Origin of the sequence: Maritalea myrionectae DSM 19524, from assembly GCF_000423365.1 — a bacterium.
In the GTDB taxonomy this organism is placed as follows: domain Bacteria; phylum Pseudomonadota; class Alphaproteobacteria; order Rhizobiales; family Devosiaceae; genus Maritalea; species Maritalea myrionectae.
In genome coordinates, this window is sequence record NZ_AUHV01000002.1 from 157,843 (window position 1) to 178,203 (window position 20,361).

18 protein-coding genes are annotated in these 20,361 nt (G+C 52.1%); 3 read left to right on the plus strand and 15 right to left on the minus strand.

Annotation, left to right across the window (positions count from 1 at the left end; translation table 11 throughout):
* Positions 1–126 precede the first annotated feature (126 nt).
* The 7 genes from G549_RS18390 to G549_RS0100840 form a co-directional block, all read right to left on the minus strand.
* Complete coding sequence (locus G549_RS18390) at positions 127–2,547, minus strand: LysM peptidoglycan-binding domain-containing protein (RefSeq protein ID WP_169449584.1); 2,421 nt, start codon at positions 2,545–2,547, stop codon at positions 127–129.
* 92 nt (positions 2,548–2,639) lie between these two features.
* Positions 2,640–4,229, minus strand: a complete 1,590-nt coding sequence (gene cimA / locus G549_RS0100815; protein ID WP_027833429.1) for a citramalate synthase — start codon at positions 4,227–4,229, stop codon at positions 2,640–2,642.
* 2 nt (positions 4,230–4,231) lie between these two features.
* The gene (locus G549_RS0100820) at positions 4,232–4,708 is read right to left on the minus strand and encodes a GFA family protein (protein ID WP_027833430.1); all 477 of its coding nucleotides are present in this window, start codon (positions 4,706–4,708) and stop codon (positions 4,232–4,234) included.
* Positions 4,709–6,187, minus strand: coding sequence for a cysteine--tRNA ligase (gene cysS, locus G549_RS0100825; protein ID WP_084633810.1), 1,479 nt, complete (start codon positions 6,185–6,187; stop codon positions 4,709–4,711).
* Between the two features lie 240 nt (positions 6,188–6,427).
* Positions 6,428–6,793 carry a c-type cytochrome gene (locus tag G549_RS21060; RefSeq protein ID WP_027833432.1) on the minus strand — a complete coding sequence of 122 codons (366 nt, stop codon included), beginning with the start codon at positions 6,791–6,793 and terminating at the stop codon, positions 6,428–6,430.
* A 149-nt stretch (positions 6,794–6,942) separates the two neighbouring features.
* Complete coding sequence (locus G549_RS0100835; RefSeq protein ID WP_027833433.1) at positions 6,943–7,488, minus strand: VOC family protein; 546 nt, start codon at positions 7,486–7,488, stop codon at positions 6,943–6,945.
* Between the two features lie 129 nt (positions 7,489–7,617).
* Positions 7,618–8,628 carry a fumarylacetoacetate hydrolase family protein gene (locus tag G549_RS0100840; protein WP_027833434.1) on the minus strand — a complete coding sequence of 337 codons (1,011 nt, stop codon included), beginning with the start codon at positions 8,626–8,628 and terminating at the stop codon, positions 7,618–7,620.
* Between the two features lie 169 nt (positions 8,629–8,797).
* On the opposite strand from G549_RS0100840, the gene G549_RS21065 reads away from it, so the two are divergent.
* The gene (locus G549_RS21065; protein WP_027833435.1) at positions 8,798–9,889 is read left to right on the plus strand and encodes a DUF2865 domain-containing protein; all 1,092 of its coding nucleotides are present in this window, start codon (positions 8,798–8,800) and stop codon (positions 9,887–9,889) included.
* Here G549_RS21065 and gltX read toward each other — a convergent pair.
* The 4 genes from gltX to G549_RS0100865 all read right to left on the minus strand — a co-directional run bounded on the left by gltX (position 9,834) and on the right by G549_RS0100865 (position 15,527).
* Positions 9,834–11,165: a glutamate--tRNA ligase gene (gene gltX, locus G549_RS0100850; protein WP_027833436.1), complete on the minus strand. Its 1,332-nt coding sequence runs from the start codon at positions 11,163–11,165 to the stop codon at positions 9,834–9,836. The genes G549_RS21065 and gltX overlap by 56 nt on opposite strands.
* A gap of 8 nt (positions 11,166–11,173) precedes the next feature.
* Positions 11,174–12,838 (minus strand): NAD+ synthase, encoded by a 1,665-nt coding sequence (locus tag G549_RS0100855; RefSeq protein ID WP_027833437.1) that lies wholly within the window; start codon positions 12,836–12,838, stop codon positions 11,174–11,176.
* A gap of 127 nt (positions 12,839–12,965) precedes the next feature.
* The gene (locus tag G549_RS0100860) at positions 12,966–14,009 is read right to left on the minus strand and encodes a hypothetical protein (RefSeq protein ID WP_027833438.1); all 1,044 of its coding nucleotides are present in this window, start codon (positions 14,007–14,009) and stop codon (positions 12,966–12,968) included.
* A gap of 138 nt (positions 14,010–14,147) precedes the next feature.
* Positions 14,148–15,527, minus strand: a complete 1,380-nt coding sequence (locus G549_RS0100865; RefSeq protein ID WP_027833439.1) for a class II 3-deoxy-7-phosphoheptulonate synthase — start codon at positions 15,525–15,527, stop codon at positions 14,148–14,150.
* A gap of 174 nt (positions 15,528–15,701) precedes the next feature.
* Here G549_RS0100865 and G549_RS0100870 point away from each other — a divergent pair, with 174 nt between their 5' ends.
* Both G549_RS0100870 and G549_RS0100875 read left to right on the plus strand, forming a co-directional pair.
* Entirely contained in the window at positions 15,702–16,430 is a 729-nt protein-coding gene (locus G549_RS0100870; RefSeq protein ID WP_036220716.1) for a VIT1/CCC1 transporter family protein, read from the plus strand.
* A gap of 8 nt (positions 16,431–16,438) precedes the next feature.
* Positions 16,439–17,035, plus strand: a complete 597-nt coding sequence (locus G549_RS0100875; protein ID WP_027833441.1) for an NAD(P)H-dependent oxidoreductase — start codon at positions 16,439–16,441, stop codon at positions 17,033–17,035.
* A 66-nt stretch (positions 17,036–17,101) separates the two neighbouring features.
* On the opposite strand, the gene G549_RS0100880 is transcribed toward G549_RS0100875, so the two are convergent.
* The 4 genes from G549_RS0100880 to rpiA form a co-directional block, all read right to left on the minus strand.
* Positions 17,102–17,464: a VOC family protein gene (locus G549_RS0100880; protein ID WP_027833442.1), complete on the minus strand. Its 363-nt coding sequence runs from the start codon at positions 17,462–17,464 to the stop codon at positions 17,102–17,104.
* Between the two features lie 90 nt (positions 17,465–17,554).
* A complete protein-coding gene (gor, locus tag G549_RS0100885) occupies positions 17,555–18,940 on the minus strand; it encodes a glutathione-disulfide reductase (RefSeq protein ID WP_027833443.1) in 1,386 nt (461 codons plus the stop codon).
* A 92-nt stretch (positions 18,941–19,032) separates the two neighbouring features.
* Positions 19,033–19,530, minus strand: coding sequence for a DUF2059 domain-containing protein (locus G549_RS0100890; RefSeq protein ID WP_027833444.1), 498 nt, complete (start codon positions 19,528–19,530; stop codon positions 19,033–19,035).
* A 21-nt stretch (positions 19,531–19,551) separates the two neighbouring features.
* Entirely contained in the window at positions 19,552–20,241 is a 690-nt protein-coding gene (rpiA, locus tag G549_RS0100895) for a ribose-5-phosphate isomerase RpiA (RefSeq protein ID WP_036221072.1), read from the minus strand.
* Positions 20,242–20,361: the final 120 nt, after the last annotated feature.

The following is a 20,361-nucleotide window of genomic DNA, read 5'->3' on the forward strand; positions in this document are numbered from 1 at the left end:
TGGCCCCGTATCTTGGTGGTATTTCATTTCAAGTGAGGGCGGAACTGATGCCCAGCCGTCAAAATGAAAAACCCTTCATCGTATTTTTACGATAAAGGGTTTAACACCAAACTGCAAGGGGCAATTTTATTCGCTACGTTCCACATCGTCAGGTAGATCAAATACCTGCCCGGGGAAAATCAAGTTCGGGTTGCTGATCTCATTGGCATTGGCTTCATAAATCGTGGTGTAACGAATGCCTCGACCATAGACCCGGCGGGCAATGGTCCACAAATTATCGCCCTTGCGGATGATGGCTTTGCCAGACACGAAACGACCTTCGACATCGTCCACGGCGACCGCGGTGATGGTTGGAATTTCAGCTTCCGCTGATGTCGTTTCTTCGTCCATCTCAGCATCGTCCGCCGCAACCATCTCTTGCTCAGCTGAAGCGGTGCTGGCATCCGAGCTTGCGGACGCTTCAGGCGCTTCTGCCATATCGGTTGCATCTTCCGCCGGTGCTTCGTCGGCCATATCCGGTTCAGACGCCGGAGCCGCCTCTTCACTATCAGCCACATCCATCGCTGCATCCGATTCAGCAGGTTCTTCAATTGGCATCGCACCGTCTTCAGAGGTGGTTTCTTCACCTTCGGTGGCATCCATGACCGCCTCTTGTGTCGACGTCGCGTCGGCTGGCGTGTCTATCACAGTTTCAGCCGTAGCCGGTTCGTCACCAGCTTCCATCTCGACTTCCGTTTCAGCAGATGCCGACGGCGTTTCCGCCACAGAAGGCGCTTCCGTTTCCTCTGTCATATCCGCGTCAGTAGACGTCTCGGTCGCGTCCGCGACAACCATATCGTTGGTGTCAGCAGGCGCTGTTTCCTCAGCCACGTCTGCCAGCGTGTCAGATTCTGCAGTCGCCATCGGAGCAGTTTCTTCCTCCGATTCAGCAGTTGTCACCTCGTCACTCGAGGCGACAGATGCATCATTGGTCGCCACGTCCTTAGTGCTTTCATCTGAAGCACTCTCATCGGTTGTGGTTTCCTCCACAGCAGTTTCTGCATCAGCCTCAGGCTCCGCTTCAGCTGTTTCGACACGTTCAACAACGAAGTTGACCTCCGCCCGCGCAATCACGCTGGCCGTGTTGGGGTCAATTAGGTCAGCTCGTACACGTTGGCTTGGTTCCGTCAGAACATCATCGGTTTCCACCAGCCAGCGACCATCCTGCACTTCGGCATCGGCCACATATTCATTTTCAACATAGAGCCGGACAATGCCACCTTCCGGGCCACCACCCGCGATGAAGTTCTGTTGCCCGTCAATTTCAATTGCATCAATTGTCGGCTGTACGAACGCTTCAACGGCCTCAAGCACGTCTGCTGCGCTATCCGGCTCGGCGGCGGCGGTGCTATCGCGATCATCTGTTTCCAGCGCCGCCACGTCCATGTCGTCACTGGTCGCCTCTTCGCTAGGTGCAGCGTCGTCAGTTGCGGCTTCGGGCTCAGGTGTATCGGCTGGCGCGTTTGCTGCTTCCGTTTCTTCGGCTTCCGCCACCTGAACATCGTCGGCTTCACTCGCATTTTCCGAGTCATTTGAATCGGTTGGAGCAGGCTCTTCGCTTGTTGAGTCAGCAACTTCAACTTCTGATTCAACTTCCGTTTCTTCTGTGAAGGTTGCCTCTTCGGTGGCTTGAGCGTCGGCATTCACCTCCGCTTCGGCAACCTGCTCAACCTCTGCGGCTTCGGCGGCTGGTTCGGCTTCAGTTGCCTGCTCTGCGTCCGCATTGTTCATTTCTGCGCTATCGTCGCTTGGCGCTTCTGCAACCTCAATGTCCTCAGCACCTTCAGTTTCAGAAGTCGCCGTTTCCTCTGTCATATCGGTGGACGATTCTGTGGCCGCAGGCGTATCGCTTGTCGTCTCGGCAGGTGCCTCAGTTTGGGCATCAGCTGTTTCGATCGGCGCTTCGGTCGCGTCGTCGGGCTGTTCATCAAGCCCTTGAATAATCTCGCTGGCTTCGCCAGGTACGGCGGCGATCACGATGGGCTCTTTATCCCGCGCCTCATCAATCAACACAATTTCCGACTTCGCGGATTTGATGATGCCGCCCGCTGGGGTTGCCGCTTGCACAGTGATTTCAACACCGCCAGAAGCCAATGGCTGTTCAGGGACAAATACCCACTCACCTGTGCGTTCCGGCTCGGTTTTGCCCAATATCTCGCCATCTGCCAAAACAGAGACTTCATGCTCAGGATCGGCGGTACCAACAATGACAACCATACCGTCTGGCGCCGCGCGGGCGATGGTGAAGTCTGGCACGACAGGCTCTGTGGCCTCGGCCATATCAGTATCAGCGTCTGGCGCGGGATCTGCTGCCAAACGCTCATCTTCTGTCTCAACGGCATCATTGGCTTCAGTGGCCACATTTGCTGACTGGTCCGGTGAAGACCGCCCCATAACCTGCGACGCAACGCAGCTTAGAAATGGTCCGTCTTTTTCCGAACATGAGTTGATGGCCGGCGCCACAACGACGCCACCAACAATCAATGTAGTGGCCGCTGTAAAGCCCAAAGCAACGTAAAGATTAGATTTTGATGCCGTATCCGCCAGTTTCGCCTCCCCTTAGTCTTAAAACTACCCTGCACTTCGGGCAAATTACTCCATTAAGACTCGGTTTTCATAAGTTTATAAGTCACTGATTCATACAGCGCCTCGAACGATGCATCAATGATATTTGGAGAAACACCTACGGTAAACCAGCGTTCGCCAGTATTATCTCTCGATTCAACCAATACACGGGTGACCGCGCCCGTGCCGCCGTTTAAGATACGCACCTTAAAATCAACCAATTCAAGGTCATCAATGCGGTCCGAATATTTGCCCAAATCTTTACGCATGGCCAAATCGAGCGCATTGACCGGACCGTTACCTTCGGCCACAGACATGAGCATTTCACCATTCACCTCGATCTTTACAATCGCTTCGGACATGGTGATCAAATCGCCATTGGCGTTGTAGCGTCGCTCAACTGAGGTGCGGAAGCTTTCCACCCGGAAAAACTCAGGCAGTTGGCCAAATGTGCGACGGGCGAGCAAAGCAAATGACGCATCAGCGCCATCATATGAATAGCCGCGTGCCTCACGTTCTTTCACCTTGCGCAACAGCTGATCAAGGCGCGGCTCATCTTTTTCAACCTTCAGGCCCACGCGCTCTAAAACAGTCAGTAGATTAGACTTTCCGGCTTGCTGCGACACCATCACATTGCGCTCATTGCCCACCAAGGCGGGATCAATATGCTCATATGACGATGGGTCCTTGAGGATTGCTGATGCGTGAATGCCTGCCTTGGTGGCAAAGGCAGTCGCGCCCACATAAGGCGCTTGCCGCGCCGGGGCACGGTTGAGCAACTCATCAAACTGCCGCGATAAGGAAGTCAGCCCCTCGAGTTCCTTCTGCCCAACGCCAATTTCCAGCTCATCACAGAATGGCTTTTTAAGCGCAAAAGTTGGGATCAAGGAGATCATATTGGCGTTGCCGCATCGTTCGCCAATGCCATTCAAGGTGCCTTGCACATGGCGCACCCCTGCCCGCACAGCAGCCAATGTGTTGGCCACGGCTTGCTCCGTGTCGTTGTGCACATGGATGCCAAGATGGCTGCCTGGCACAGATTGCTGCACATGGGTGACGATGGCTTCAATCTCATCAGGCATGGTGCCGCCATTTGTGTCGCATAAGACGACCCAACGGGCACCTGCATCATAGGCTGCTTTGGCGCAGGAGATCGCATAATCCGGATTGGACTTGTAACCATCAAAGAAATGCTCGCAGTCGACGATGCATTCCTTTTGTGCGCTAAGCGTTGCTTCAACGCTGGACTGGATTGCTTCGATATTCTCGGCCTGCGAAATGCCCATGGCCATTTCGATCTGCTTGTCCCACGCCTTGGCCACAAAACAGATGGCTTTGGCCGCCGAGTTGAGCAAGCCCTGCACACCGGGGTCATTTTCTACGGAGCGGCCCGCACGTTTGGTCATGCCGAAGGCGGTGAACGTAGCGTTTTTGGTGCGGTCTTTTTCGAAAAATTCGGTGTCGACCACATTGGCACCCGGATAACCGCCTTCAATATAATCAACGCCTAAATTATCGAGCAATTTGGTGATGGTAATTTTGTCTTCAACTGAAAACTCTACGCCCGCTGTTTGGGCACCATCGCGCAATGTTGTGTCGAATAAATATAGGCGTTCTTTGGTCATGTTCAGTCCTGACTATCGGGCCATTCGGCTGTGTCGTGATCGGGGTGCTGGAAGTTTTTCATGGCAGAAAGCTGAGCTTGGAACTCAGGGTCTTCCGGGCGGATGGGCAATTCGTGCAGATCATCAAAACTTTTGATGCGTGCTGCATAATCGAGCTGCTTTGTGGGGGCGACTTTGTTTGGATCGTCAAAGCTGCCGATGGACAAAGAAATACCATCGCGGTCCCACTCATAGGTAAGCGGGGTGCCGCAATCTTTGCAAAAGCCGCGCTTGGCGACTGTGGAGCTTTGAAAATAGCTTGGCTGTCCCCGCGTCCAGGTCACCTTATCGTTGCTGAAGGTGGCGAATGCGCCAAAATAGCTGCCAGACTGTTTTTGGCACATGCGGCAATGGCAGATGGACCCGCCAAAATCATCGCCCAGCGCTTTGTAGCGCACTGCGCCGCACTGGCAGCCCCCGGTGTGAATTGATTCGGACATTTATGCGACCTCCCAATTGGTGATGCGGTTGCCCGCCTCGTCTTTTCCGTCTTTCAGTTTGATGCCCATGGCGGTCAGTTCATCGCGGATCGCGTCTGCTTCGCCCCATTCTTTGGCGTTCAGATGATCCAAACGCGCTTGAATTTTGGCTTCGATCTGATCGGCCTGCTCATGCTCTGGCCCCGCATTTTGGGCCGCTTGATAGGCCAACATGTCATCAAAGGTGATGAGACCCAAAAGTTGCATCGAGCCAAACAAGCGCCGCGCATTATGCTCACGATCACCGCCCGCGTGGCGATGCAGCTCGGCCAGCACACCGGACATGTTCATATCGTTGGCCAAATGCGCCAACAGCTTTGAACATGGGCCAAGCGCCTCATATTCGGCGCGGTTTTCCTCCACAAAATCCAACCCCAACTTCAACATGGTCGCTTTCCAGCGATTAAGGTTTTTCTCCGCCTCTTCAAGCCGTTTCAGGGTGAAATCGATCGGCTCGCGATAATTTGTCATGATCAAACCAAGGCGCAAAACGTCGCCCGGCCATTTGCGGTTGCCGAAGCTTTCGGTCTCCAGCAAGTCAGCAATAGTGTAAAAATTGCCCAGGCTCTTGGACATTTTTTCACCTTCGATCTGCAAAAAGCCGTTATGCAGCCAATAGTTGGCCATGCGGTCTGTCCCATGAGAGCAGCGCGATTGGGCAATCTCGTTTTCATGGTGCGGGAACACCAGATCAATGCCGCCGGCATGGATGTCAAAAATCTGACCAAAATAGCGCTCGGTCATGGCCGAGCATTCCAAATGCCAGCCCGGGCGGCCTTTGCCCCAAGGGCTATCCCATCCCGGCTGGTTTTCATCTGAGAGTTTCCAGAGCACGAAATCGCCTGGGCTTTTCTTATGTTCTTCCACCTCGATGCGCGCGCCTGCCTGCTGCTCATCAAGATTGCGGTTGGAGAATTTGCCATAGTCGGCCATGGAGGTAACATCGAACAGCACTTCGCCGCCCGCTTGATAGGCATGGCCCTTGTCGATCAACGTTTCGATCATGGTGATCATTTGCGCAATATTATCGGTGGCGCGGGGTTGCAAATCCGGGTCCAGATTGCCTAGCGCGTGCATATCGGACTGATATTGCGCGGCGGTGCGCTCGGTGACCTCGCGAATGGCTTGGTTCAGCTCCATGCCCGGATGCTCTTTTGCGGCGCGGGCGTTGATCTTGTCGTCAACGTCCGTGATGTTGCGCGCATAGGTGACATGTTCAGCGCCATAAACATGGCGCAGCAGCCGATAAAGCAAATCGAAGGCCACGGCGGAGCGTCCATTGCCGATATGGGCATAATCATAAACGGTGGGGCCACACACATACATGCGCACATTGTTGGGATCGATCGGATCGAAGCGCTCTTTTTGGCGTGTCAGTGTGTTGTACAGTTGAATTTCAGTCATGTCCCTCAGCCCAATATTGATTTTGCGGCCAGCCATAATCGGCCGTCAGCGGCGAGGATTTTGCAATGTCATGGAATTAGGAAATACAAAACCGCGCCGCTAAGATTTAGCGGATAATAATGCAGCCAATAATACAGATTTGGTTACGGTTTTGCTTCATGGGCGCACTTTGAGCGAAAAGTGCCAAGAAAATCAAGCCGAAATAGATTTTTTTAGCGCAAAACCAAAAAAGGGGAGCCAGACGGCTCCCCTTAAATTCTTATCATTCAGATGATTTTAGCTTTTTTTCTCACGATATGTGTCGTGGCACTCTTTGCATGTGCCGCCCAAATCACGCGGACTTGCACCTGCATTCGACGCGGCTTCCAGCTTGTCGAACAAAGCGACAAACTGATCCCATTCTTCCCAAATCAATGGTGTCGCTTCTGAATCAGCGCTTGTTGAGCCTTCAGGGAACAGCATTTTCAGCTTTGCGGCCAATGGCGCAATATCGCCAGGCTTGCCCGCTTTGAGTGCAGCACCCATGTCTTTCATGGTTTGCTGACGCTCAGCAATTACGTCTTCTTGGGCGCTGATACCAGATACAGCCCCCATGGCGAGTGCGATTGAAGTGGCAGCCACCGCGATCATCTTGAATTTCATTGTCTTCTCCCTATCACTTGCAAGTATGCGATTGCACAAAACTTATCGAAGTATGCCATTACAAAGTTACATTTGCATCAATGAAAACGCGCATCGCAGTGCGATGCGCGCTCACATTTACGTGATAGAAGGCGACAAAAATCTGGCTTTTATGAGACTTCAGCCAATTCCTTTTGGTGCAGCCAGTCTGCATGCTTTGGTGCTTTTTTGGTGCGGGACCATTCTTCAAGCATATCCCACTTCACCTCATCAAGCCGCTTCAACAGCTTCTCTTCTTCGGGATCTGGACAGGCCAATTCAACGCGGTGACCGTTGGGATCAAAGAAATAGATGGAGTGGAAAATTGAGTGATCTGTGACGCCCAATACGTCCACACCATTCTTTTCCAAGTGCTCTTTGAACTCGATCAATTCATCACGGTCTTTCACTTTGAAAGCGATATGCTGCACCCAAACCGGGGTGTTTTCATCACGGCCCATTTCCGGTTTTGTGGGCAATTCAAAAAAGGCCAACACGTTGCCGTTCCCTGCATCCAGGAACAAATGCATATAGGGATCAGGCTCATGGGTTGAGGGCACATGATCCTCAGCGATCGCGAGCACAAAATCCATATTGAGCATTTTTGTATACCACTCGACGGTCTCTTTAGCGTCTTTACAGCGATAGGCAACGTGGTGAATTTGTTCGATCTTCATTCTTTCCTCCAATTAGTTACAACGGTAACTATATCGACATAATAGTTACGCGCGAAACTAATTGCAACCGCAAATTTGCGGCTGCCCTTTTGACTTTAGTTGAAGGACAAAATGGGTTTGCGGCGAAGCCTAATCGGGCTTGTTCAAAAGCCGAACCGTTTGCTTGATTTCACCAAATGGTGCATCGCCATTGTCGGTCAAAAACTGAATCGAAACCTGATCGCCAGACTTTAAAAAGGGCGTACGCTGCTCGGCATCGGCTGCTTTTTCCGCCATGCGCGCTTCCACAATGCAAGAAAAGCCGATTCCATCGCTGGAAATGGGCAAGATTTGATCATGCGTGTTGGCGACCGTACCGCCGCCCAAAATGGTCCCGGCGCTCAAGCTGCGGGTTTGCGCTGCGGTCTTGATCAGTTGATAGAAGTCGAACACCATTTCTTTTTCCGTGCGTGGCTGGCCATAGAGCAATCCATTGACGCGGCTTTGCAACTGGCCCGTGACGCGCCCCTCGCCCCATGCGGCGCCCAGCTCGTCAGGCGTGACCACAACTGGGCCAAAGGCTGAAGCGGGTTTCGAATGAAAAAAACCAAACCCTTCCTGCAAATCACCCGCCACAAGCCGACGCAAGGACACATCGTTACACTGGGTGATCAATCGCACGGCGTTGCGGGCATCATCATCGCTTGGATTAAGCGGTACATCGCCCAAAATCACCGCGATTTCAGCTTCATAATCCAGCGCCAAATCATCGTCAGTGACTTCAATATCCTTTTCGGCCCCCAACAAATGATCTGATCCGCCCTGATACATAATGGGCTTTTCATCTTGCGGGTCCTGCAACGAGCCCTTTGCGGCGCGTACACGCTGCAAATGCGGTAAATAGGCTGAGGCATCAATCCACTGGTAGGCGCGCGGCAACGGCGCCAAGGTGAGATGCGGCTCAAACGCCTTACCAGCAATGTCGCCCTCATTGAGCTTGTGATAAAGCGCATCCAGCGCAGCATAAACATCCGACCAATTGTCCAGCGCCGATTGCAAGTTTGGCGAAATGGCAGAGGCAGAGGTGCATCGCTTCAAATCTTTGCTGACGATCGCCAACTGTCCGTCGCGTGTGCCATTGTCCAATGTTGCCAGTTTCATAAAGCCCCCTTGCTGGTGCCGGTTTGTCTAGAGTGCATTTGGGTCTAGACCCTGAGAATCAGAATTAATATGTTTTTGCCACAATAATTTGCCAGTGACGGATAGTTTTTGCCACCAAATCGTCTTAAAGAGCAGTCAGTGTGGCCCGATAAATCAAATGAATGGTCTTATGCTTCGCTTTGCAACCCTCGTGGTCTTATGTTTTTCAGTTTTTCTGCCGCAGTCGATTGCCTTTGCGCAAGCTGATAGCTGCCGTGGTTTGCAACGCGAAATCCGTTCATTCGAACGCAATCGCAATTTCCGCAATTATCGCGACAACTATAACGCATTGCGCGAGGCGCAAAAAGAAGTGAAGGCTTGGGAAAGCGAATTTGTGCGCCGCGGGTGCCAAAAGGCGCTCAACGCCGGCAAGCGCTTGGATTCCACCTGTCGCTCCATTGGCCGCAAAATTCAGAGCGAACGCAGGGACTACTCAAGTTTGGCAGCGCGCGTGCAAGAAGGGGCAGAAGTGGCCAAGGCCCGTGAACAAGCCCTACAACAATATGCGCGGTTTGGATGTGGCAACAATGACAGCGGCAACCGGACCATAAATAATCGCCAGCCCGAGCGTAAATCATTGTTTGAACGGATCTTCGGATCGAACGATGACAATGATATTATCGAGGAAGACTATTACGACCTCTATAATCGCGAGACCTATCGCACCGTTTGTGCGCGCAGTTGCGATGGCTTTTATTGGCCCGTGAGCTTTTCCACCCTTCCCGAATACATCCCGGACGATCAAGCCGTTTGCAAAGGCAATTTCCGGCAGGGTGATGTGAAGCTCTATTATTATTCCAATTCGGATGGGTCGCCCGAAACAATGATCGACCTTAACGGTACCCCCTATAGTCAAAGTCCGAATGCCTTCCGGTATCGTCAAGTTTATGATGAAACCTGCCAGCCGCAAGATGCTGCAAGCTATGGCAAAATTGAATTGGCTGCGGGTGGAAACTCATCGAATGCCGTGATCACCTTCGGCGACTTGAGCTTTCCCCTGCCTCGTCGCGATCCGCGCAAAAGACTGGAAATTGAGGTCGCAGCGGCCAGCTTTATTCCATTGCCGCGCCCCGACCCCAGACTTGAAAATGGCGGCAACAACGTTCAAGTTACTGCCGCCAGCTCTTATTCCGGACTTCGCCTTGTGAATTTCGGCGACAAAACCGTTAGGATAGTCGGTCCAGACACGCCGTACGTCCCAGAAGTGGCAGAAGGGTCTTAAGCTCTGGTCCATGGCTTTGACCTGTGAGCGCCAAGCGCAAAGGCATAAACAATTGCTTGCCTTTGCGGCCTGTTTCGGCCTTCAAATCATTCGTCCATTCTGACCATGTGTTCTCGTCCCACGGCTCTTGTGGCAACCGCTCGGCAGCGGTGGCGATAAAGTCTTTATCCTCATCAGCAACCACAGTTTCAACCGGGCCTGAGACCAGCTTTTGCCAGTCGCGAATATCGTGAACCTTTTGCAGATTTTCATGCACCGCGTTCCAAAGCTGTTCGGCATCGTCAACGCCCAGTTCAGCCAAGCGATCCTTCACGTCATCATAGCTCAAGCCATGCACCATGCGCGCATTGAAGCCATCCAATTCGGCAGGATCAAAGCGTGCGGCGCTACGCGACACCATGGAGATGTCAAAGCTCTGTGCCAACTCGTCCAGGCTTTCATGCGGTGCAACCGGCTGGCTGGTGCCGGTTAGAATAGCGATCAACGCAACTGCCAGCGCTTCATAGCCCTCTTCCCGCAAATTGGTGATCGACAACGATCCCTTGCGCTTGGAGAAGCCTTCGCCTGTGGCGTCGGTGAGCAAATTGTGGTGGCCAAAGGTTGGGGGCGTTGCGCCCAGGGCTTCGAACAGCTCAATCTGTGCACCCGTGTTGGTGACGTGGTCTTCACCGCGGATCACGTGGGTAACGCCCATATCGATATCGTCCACCACGGACGGCAACGTATAAAGATAAGAGCCATCTGCACGGATCAAGACTGGATCGGACATTGTGTCTGTGTTCACGACCTGATCGCCGCGGACCACATCATCAAAATGCACTTCTTTGCCTTCCAGCTTAAAGCGCCAGTGGGGCTTGCGGCCTTCGGCTTCAAAAGCGGCTTTTTCTTCGTCGGTCAGCTTGAGTGCGGCGCGATCATAGATCGGCGGGCGGCCCATGGCGCGGGCGCGCTTGCGGCGGCGGTCCAGCTCGTCCGCGGTTTCATAGCACGGATATAGACGACCATCAGCAATCAGCTTGTCTCGGGCAGCATCATGCGCGGCTTTACGCTCTGACTGACGCTCCAAGCGATGGGGTTTGATGCCGAGCCAGGCGAGGTCTTTTTCGATGGCGTCAGCATATTCTTTTTTCGAGCGCTCCAGATCCGTATCGTCAAAGCGCAGAATGAATTGGCCACCTGTTTTCAGCGCAAACATCCAGTTCATCAAAGCTGGGCGCGCATTACCGAGGTGAATATATCCCGTTGGGGATGGTGCAAATCGCACGACTGTAGACATAATTTTTCCTAATTTCCTTCGTCGCGAAAACCGTTTGTGATGGGGTATTTGCGGCCCAGGCCGAACGCTTTTTGCGTCAATTTCGGCCCAGGCGCGGCCTGTCGACGTTTGTACTCGGCGATATAAAGCAATTTTTGCACTTTGGCGACCACTTCCGGGTCATGCCCCTCGCCTACGATTTCATTAAAGCTCTTTTCGCCTTCCACAAAGCCTTCCAAAATCGCATCCAGCACTGGATAAGGCGGCAGACTATCCTGATCTTTTTGATCTGGTGCCAACTCTGCGCTTGGCGCTTTTTCAATGATGGATTGCGGAATCACCCGCCCCTCAGGGCCAAGGCAGTTTTTCGGCATGTTGTGGTTGCGCCAGTCGGCCAGATGATAGACCTGCATTTTATAAAGGTCTTTAATCGGGTTGAACCCGCCGTTCATGTCGCCATAGATCGTGGCGTAACCCACAGCCATTTCGGACTTGTTGCCGGTGGTGATGAGCATGGAGCCAAGTTTATTGGAGACGCCCATCAAATAGGTGCCGCGCATACGCGATTGTAGATTTTCTTCCGCCAGCCCTGGCTTGAGACCTTCAAACAGAGGAGCCAGCGCATCGGTCGCGGCCTCCACTGCATCGCCAATGGCGACGACATCATAGCGCACGCCCAATGCTTCAGCGCAGTCTTTGGCGTCTTTCAGACTGTCTTCCGAGGTGTATTTGTAAGGCAGCATAATGCAGTGCACATTTTCTGCGCCGATGGCATCCACCGCGATGGCCGCCACAACGGCAGAATCGATACCGCCTGAGAGGCCCAACACCACTTTTTGGAAATGGTTTTTGTGCAAATAATCGCGCAAACCCAAAACGCAGGCGCGCCATGGAGCGCCATCATTTGAGGCCAGCGGTTCAACCTTGTCGGTGTCGCACACCCAGCCGGTTTCGGCGCGGTGCCAATCGGTAATGATCAGTTCTTCTTCAAAGCTTTTGCCAATAAAGGCCAAGGATCGATCTGCATTCACCCCGAAGGACGCACCATCAAAGATAAGCTCGTCTTGGCCGCCAATCTGGTTGAGATAGAGCATCGGCAGGCCGCTTTCGACCACACGCTCTACCACCACATTCATGCGCAAATCATGCTTGTTGCGCCAATAGGGTGAGCCATTGGGGCAAAGCAAAAGTTCTGCGCCGGTTTCGGCCAAACATTCCACCACTTCCTTGCGCCACACATCTTCACAGATCGGCACGCCAACGCGCACATTTTGAATGTTGAAGGGGCCGGGCAAATTGCCGGGCGTGAAATAACGCTTTTCGTAAAACACGTCATCATTGGGCAGATCGTGCTTGGCGCGCCAATCGACAATGTCGCCGCCTTCTGCCAACAAGACGGCGTTGTAAAGTTGGAAATTATCCACCCAAATCGATGGGATCAGAAGTGAAATGTTTTTATCGCGCCCATGCGCGGCCAATTCCTTGGCGGCTTCCATTGCCTTTTTGACAAATTGGGGTTTGAACAACAAATCCTCAGGGAAATAGCCTGTGGGGAAAAGTTCGGGGAACATCAATATGTTCGCGCCTGCGGCCACCGCATCGTCGATCGCGGCTTTGCCTTTTTCTACATTTTTGGAAAGTGCGCCAACTGTAGGGTTAAGTTGCGCCAATGCAATTCGCAATTTATCAGCCACGCGGCCCGTCCATCATGAAGGTTCAAAACAGCCCATGCTTTAACGCTTTGCCCCTTTAAGGGCAAGGGCTCACATATAAATAAGGCCGGGGGAAACCCGGCCTTGAACAGTGTGTTTGGTGAGGATGTTAGAACGAGTAGGACAGTTCCGCCAAAATACCGTAGCGCCACATTGAGAAGGCCTGCAAATCGGTGACATAATTTTGCAGGGCAACTGTGCCATCGGTCTCGTAGGTGCCGTCTGGCTCACTGTCCACCCCGTCGGTAACGGTAGCGACTTCGTAGCGGGCTTCGCCACGTGCTTCCAAATACCATGCACGGCCGCCGACATTGAAATTCCAATTGTCAATGCTGGTGCCGACCATCACTTGCGCGGTGCCACCATAACCATTGCCGCTAAACTCAGTCGGGCCGGATTGAGTGACTTGATAAGTACCAAAATCAGTGGTTGGCACGATCCGTGCTGCCAACGTGCCATTGACTTGCGCATAAGGAATTGCTGCGGCCTCAGCAGAGATGTGGAATGCCCCCATATCAGCCTCACCCACTACGCCCAAGCGCAACGCATTGACGTCGAGATTATTGACAGTGCTGTCACCGCCATAAATGGGCTCGCCTGTGCCGACATCCCAAGACACGTCCGCAGCGCTATCGATGGTCGCGAAGTTGCCCCGGCCCATATCTGGCGAGTCGTTCCAATACTGATAGCCAGCGATCAAACCCAAACCGCCAGAATTGTCGCCATCCTCAAAGTGAATGGGCATATAGCCAAAGTCACCCATAAAATAGGCGACCTTGCCATCAGTTATTGCGGCGTCGGTTACGCCATCAGCACTGTTTGAATAAGTACCATTGATCAATGCGGAGTAACCGCCAACCAAGTTCACGAATGACTTGGTATAATCATCGTCAACACGCAAATAGAGCTCGCCGAAATGCGTTGTGTCGTTTGACGTGAAGCTTTCACCAAAGCTTTCCACATTTTGCCCGCCTTGTGCATACCAATATCGAACACCGGTTGTGAGGCCGACCCCTTCAAACGAGGAATCTTCCCACCCCTGCTCCGTGTAGCCGCCGCGCAAATCTGATGGAAAATCTGCTGCCAAGGCCGATTGCCCTGCAGTTAATCCGACAAGAGCTGATAAAATATAGCAAACTGATGTGTGCCGCATGATGCACTCCGAACTCAAAACAATTGTGCATATTTATGGGCTATTAAGGTTAATGTGCGGCTAAGTTTGTCTTAACAAAATAATAAGGGCGCCACAAAATTTGTGACGCCCCTATATCATTTCTAGCGTGTGTTTGCTTTAGATCGCAGCCAGTTCACGTGGACGCTCGGTCCGTTGTGTTTTCATTTCCTCGGCCACCAAGAAGGCCAACTCAATAGATTGAGAGGCATTCAAGCGCGGATCACAATAGGTGTGATACCGGCTGGACAATTCAGCTTCAGTAACCGCAGACGCGCCGCCAACACATTCAGTGACGTCCTTGCCTGTCATCTCCACATGCACACCGCCTGCATAGGTGCCCATTTGACGATGAATTTCAAAGAAGCTCTTCACTTCGGACAAGATCCGATCAAACGGACGGGTTTTATACCCAGTCGATGCTTTGACCACATTGCCGTGCATTGGATCGCAAGACCACACCACTGTGCGCCCTTCTTTTTCCACCGCCTCGATAAGGCGCGGCAAGTGCTCTTCAACTTTGTCGGATCCAAAACGGGTGATCAGCGTCAGGCGCCCTGCTTCATCTTCTGGATTCAGCTTGTCGATCAAACGCAACAGATCGTCCGCTTCCATTGTTGGACCGCACTTCATGCCAATTGGGTTTTTGATGCCAGCAAAATATTCCACATGTGCTTCATTGATGTCGCGGGTGCGATCACCAATCCAAAGCATATGGCCTGATGTGGCATACCAATCATTGGTGATTGAGTCACGACGGGTCAACGACTGTTCATAGCCCAACAACAATGCTTCGTGGCTGGTATAGAATTTGGTCTCACGCAATTGCGGTGTGTTATCCGCATTGATGCCCAAGGCGCGCATAAAGTCGATCGCGTCATCAATTTTTTGCGCCACGCCCTCATACTTTTCGTAAGAGTTGGTGCCCTTAATGAACTCCATAGTCCAATCGTGATTGCGCTCCAAATTGGCATAGCCACCAGAGGCAAAGGCACGGATCAGGTTCAATGTCGCTGCGGATTGGCGGTAGGCCATGATCATACGTTGCGGATCGGGCACCCGAGACGCCTCGTTGAACTCGATATCGTTGATGATGTCACCGCGGTAGCTTGGCAGCGTTACGCCGTCGATTGTTTCATTGTCTGATGAACGCGGCTTGGCAAACTGCCCGGCAACACGGCCAACTTTAACAACCGGCTTGGACCCTCCATGGGTCAACACTACGGCCATTTGCAAGAAGACACGGAAAAAATCCCGAATATGGTCGGCATGGTGCTCGGCAAAACTTTCGGCACAATCGCCACCTTGCAGCAAAAAGGCCTTGCCTTTTGCCACGTCTGCCAATTGATCCTTTAAACCGCGCGTTTCGCCTGCAAATACGAGCGGCGGAAAGTTTGAAAGGCGCTCTTCAACAGCAGCCAGCTCCGCCTTATCTGGATAAGCCGGAACCTGGCGGATGTCTTTCGATCTCCAACTATCAGGTGTCCAGTTATGCATAATTTTTACTCGCTTTCACATTTTCTAGTTACATAACCCGTAGGATTTACCAGAATTTCCCGACAGAAACCAGTTATTAAGGCCAATTTGGGTTCGGCAATCGCGAAAAAATGTCGCTTTGCTTTTGCCTGACAATATCGGTATGAACCAAACTGTTTCCCAACGCCGGAGTTGAACATGCGCGACCTCAACCATTCTCATAAGTTTACCGACATTCATTCGCGGTTGAGCGTTGGCCCGAAAATCAGCTATTTGCGCGACTGGATTTATGGCGGGATTGACGGCGCTGTAACGACATTTGCCATTGTGGCGGGCGTTGTCGGCGCAGAACTATCCGCAGGCGTTGTTGTGGTGTTGGGCATTGCCAATTTGCTCGCTGACGGTTTTTCCATGGCAGCCTCGAACTATTCTGGCACAAAAGCTGAAATCGACGACTATAACCGCGTGCTCGAAGTGGAAAAGCGTCATATACGCCAACATCCAGAAGGCGAGCGCGAGGAAGTGCGGCAAATTTTTGCCAATAAAGGCTATTCTGGCGAAGAGCTTGAGGAAATTGTCAATCTGATCACAACGCACGAAGATATGTGGCTGGAAACCATGATGGCTGAGGAATATGGCCTATCAAACGTTCAGCGCTCCCCTATTCGGGCGGCGCTGGCTACTTTTTGGGCCTTCCTTTTGTGTGGTGCTGTGCCTCTCGTTCCCTATTTCCTTGGCCTGCCCGCCGGCGCAATTGTTGCCGCGACCATGACTGGTGTTGTGTTTTTGGCCATCGGCGCTGTGAAGTCGTTGTGGTCAACTTGGAGCTGGTGGACAAGTGCATTGGAAACATTTGCCATTGGCATGTCTGCAGCTGGCCTTGCCTATCTGGTCGGCGCGGCATTGCGCGGCTTGGTTGGCGCATAGGAGACAAAATGTCGAATGTGCTCGTGATTTCCGCTCACCCGTTAAAAGACAGTCTTTGTGCTCATCTCACCGAGCAGATCAAGGCCGGGTTGGCGACACGGGATGCGATGGTGGCGCATCGCGACCTCTATGATCAGCATTTCGACCCGCGTTTACGGCCGGAGGAAAGAGCCAGCTTCTACAAGACCTATGATCAATCGCGCCTCAAAGAGGAAATTGCCGAGCTTGAGGCCGCGAACATATTGATCCTGGTTTTCCCAACTTGGTGGTTTGGTTTTCCGGCCATTTTGAAGGGCTGGTTTGATCGGGTATGGGCGCCAGGCGTGGCTTTTGATCACGCCGCGGACCTGTCTACGCTGCATCCTAAACTGGACAACCTCAAGCATGTGATTGCTGTTACAACGATGGGTTCACCCTGGTGGGTTGATCGACTTATCCTATGGCGTCCGGTGCGCCGGATACTAAAGACCGCGCTTGTCGGCGTGTGTGCCCCAAAGGCCAAGTTCGACTTTATCGTTCAATATCAGGCGGAGAAGATGGATCCTCGTAAGTTAGATCGCCTCTTGCATCGCATCCAAACGACACTGGCCCGCGCCATTGGTTAGAGGTATGTGGATCGGTGCGGTCCTTCGTTGCCGATTTGACCGTCGTCTAGCCCGAAGGGTGGTCATTTAGTCTTCTGGCAGTTCTCCTGCGGGCGGCTCCCACAATTCAATAGCGTTGCCTGCCGGATCAAGGAAGCGGAAAAACCGGCCATATTCCTCGTCGTCCGCACCAATTTCCTGTACGCCACGCGCACGCAATTCTTGGATGAAATCATCAATATTTTCCACCCGCAAATTGATCATGAACTGATTGGTCTTGGGGCCAAAATATTCGGTATCGGGCTTAAATGGCGCGATCACCGATGGCCCAGCCTCCTGATGAAGCCAAGCGCCCAAATTTATGTCGAACATTTCTTGGTAAAATGTGGTGAGTTCATCGCCTGCATCGCTGCGGAAAAACACACCGCCAATTCCGGAAACCTTACCCATTTCTGCCTCCCTGATTGGGCAGATTAAAGCGGCATGTTCGGATCAAGGCAAGGTAAAAGGCGTCGGGCCGAAGCCCGGCGCCTTTCAAAACTATTCGACCTTTTTGCCATATTCCAGCACATAGCTGGGTTGTTTCATGGTCACCAACTCTTCCGCCGCCGTTGGATGCACTGCAATGGTGCGATCAAAGTCTGCTTTGGTGGCCCCCATGGTGACCGCAATACCCGCCATTTGAATGATTTCGCCCGCCGCGTGACCAACGATGTGCACGCCCAAAACCTTGTCCGTATCCGCATCAGTAATCAGCTTATAGATTTCTTTTGCGGGTTTGTCGGTCAACGTGTTCATCATCGGGCGAAACGCGGCTTTATAAACATTGACCTTGTGGTAGCGATTACCAGCCTGGGTTTCTGTCATGCCGATGGTGCCCACCTCCGGTTCAGAAAATACGGCTGTGGGGATCAAGTCATGGTGCACGAATGTGGGATTATCATTGTAGAACGTTTCTGCAAACGCGGCCCCTTCCCGGATCGCAACCGGCGTCAGGGCAGCGCGGTCGGTCACGTCACCCACAGCAAATACAGTGGGGCATGATGTGCGTGATTGCTCATCAACGATGATCTCTTCACGCGCGCCGACTTCAATGTCGGTGTATTCAAGGCCCAACCCTTTGGTGTTCGGCGTGCGGCCCGTGGCAAACATCACCTCGCCGAAGGATTGCGATTTCCCGGTATTATAATTGACTTTGATCGCCCCTTGCTTCGACTTTTCCAAAGACTCAAGATCGGTGTTTGTCAAAATCTCAATGCCGCGCTCTTGCATTTGCGAAGCAACTGCGTCGCGCACGTCCTGATCAAAACCACGTAGGATTTGCGGCCCGCGATAAGCCAATGTCGTCTTCACACCAAAGCCAGCGAAAATACCGGCAAACTCGACCGCGATATAACCGCCGCCAACAATCAAGATTTCTTCCGGCAAATTTTCAAGGTGGAACGCTTCATTTGAGGTAATGCCCAATTCCGCGCCCGGAATGTTTGGCACAAAGGGGGTGCCGCCCGTGGCGATCAAGATGCGATCTGCCGTTAGTTCTTCGCCATCCTTTTGCAGCTTCACTGAAGTGCCACTGGTCAACTCCGCCCGATCTCGAAACAGCGTGACGCCCGCATTATCAAGGATATTGCCATAGATACCCTCAAGCCGTTTGATTTCTTTATCTTTATTGTCGCGCAGGGTTGCCCAATCAAATTGCACGTCTTTCATGGACCATCCGAAGCTTTTGGCCACTTCAAATTGCTCCGGAAACCGCGAGGCATAAACAAAGTGCTTTTTCGGCACGCAACCGCGAATAACGCAGGTTCCGCCCAAGCGATATTCTTCGATGACCGCAACTTTCGCGCCATAGCTTGACGCCAAACGCCCAGCGCGCACGCCGCCAGAGCCAGCACCAATCACTATCAAATCAAAATGACGTCCCATGAAATAACTCCATATTTAATTGCCTGTGATTGACCACAAAAAAGCCCCTTGGGCAACCCAAGAGGCTTCACATAATTGTGCTGATGGAAGGACTAGTTAAGTTCAACACCTTCTTCAGCCAAAGCTGATTTCACTTTACGCTCATATTCAACCAAAAAGTTGTTTTCCCAAACTTCTACGGCAGCTTTCAAATCGCTATTAATGCTGACATTGTTGTTCAGGAGTTTTTGGCCCGTGTCACTCTTGTAAAATTCTACAATTTCACCAAGTTCTTCAGGCGTAAACCGAATGGCGTAAATCCGGGCAAATTGCTTATAAAGGGGGTTGCCTGCGTCGATATACTCCTGCGCAACCTCCCGTGCCGTTTTTACGATCGTTTCAGTCATCTCTGGATCTTGTTGTGCAAGTGCTTGAGCCACGCGGCGTATGGAGTTGAGAAGAGACACTTCATAGACTTTGCCTGTGTCTGTCATTTCGACATACTCTTCCGCCACCGCCAGATGTTCGGGGGTTATCTCTTGTGAAGATGCTGTGGCCGATGTGGCGATTGACAAGAGACCTGCGACCAAAAGTGCAATTATTTTGTTCATATCCATTTACTCCCCGCTTGCTTATCCAAGCTGTTTTACCCCTGTCGCGTCAGCCAAATAAGCTTTTGCACAAAGGCCCAAAAACAAGCCATGTTGCACGACACCGGGAACATTCAATAGTTTTTCTGACACTGTTTGTGCATTGGAAATACGGCCAAAAGATGCATCAAGAATAAAATGCCCGCCGTCGGTTTCAAACGGTTTGTCACCACTTTGACGCAAAACCAACCCGCCCTCAGCACCAGTTTGTTGCATCACATCAGAGACAGCATTTTGCGTAGCGCCCAGACCAAACTTGTTCACTTCAATGGGCAAAGCAAATTTGCCAAGCGTTTCGACCAGTTTTGATGTATCAGCGATTACCACCATTTTGTCAGAGGCCGCTGCAACGATCTTTTCGCGCAGCAATGCACCACCGCCACCCTTGATCAGTTGCATCTGTTCGTCGATCTCGTCAGCGCCATCAACCGTCACGTCCAGTCGATCGATTTCATCCAATGTCGTCAGCGGAATATTGAGCGCTTGCGCCTGTTGCATCGTGGCAATAGAGGTTGGAACACAAAGGCACTCAAACCCTTTGGCCACCTCTGCCCCCAAATAATCAACAAAGTGCTTTGCGGTTGAGCCGGTGCCCAGTCCGATTCTCATGCCAGATTTCACTTCGGACATGGCGGCGAGTGCTGCTTGTTTTTTTAGTTCGTCAGACAAGATAATCTCACAATAATTGTAAAAGCCGATGATTTGCTCTCGACTTAACAAAGAACGGCGCAAATTCACAATAAATTTATTGCTTTGCCAAATTATTTTGGACAAGAACAGTTAAGTTTCATA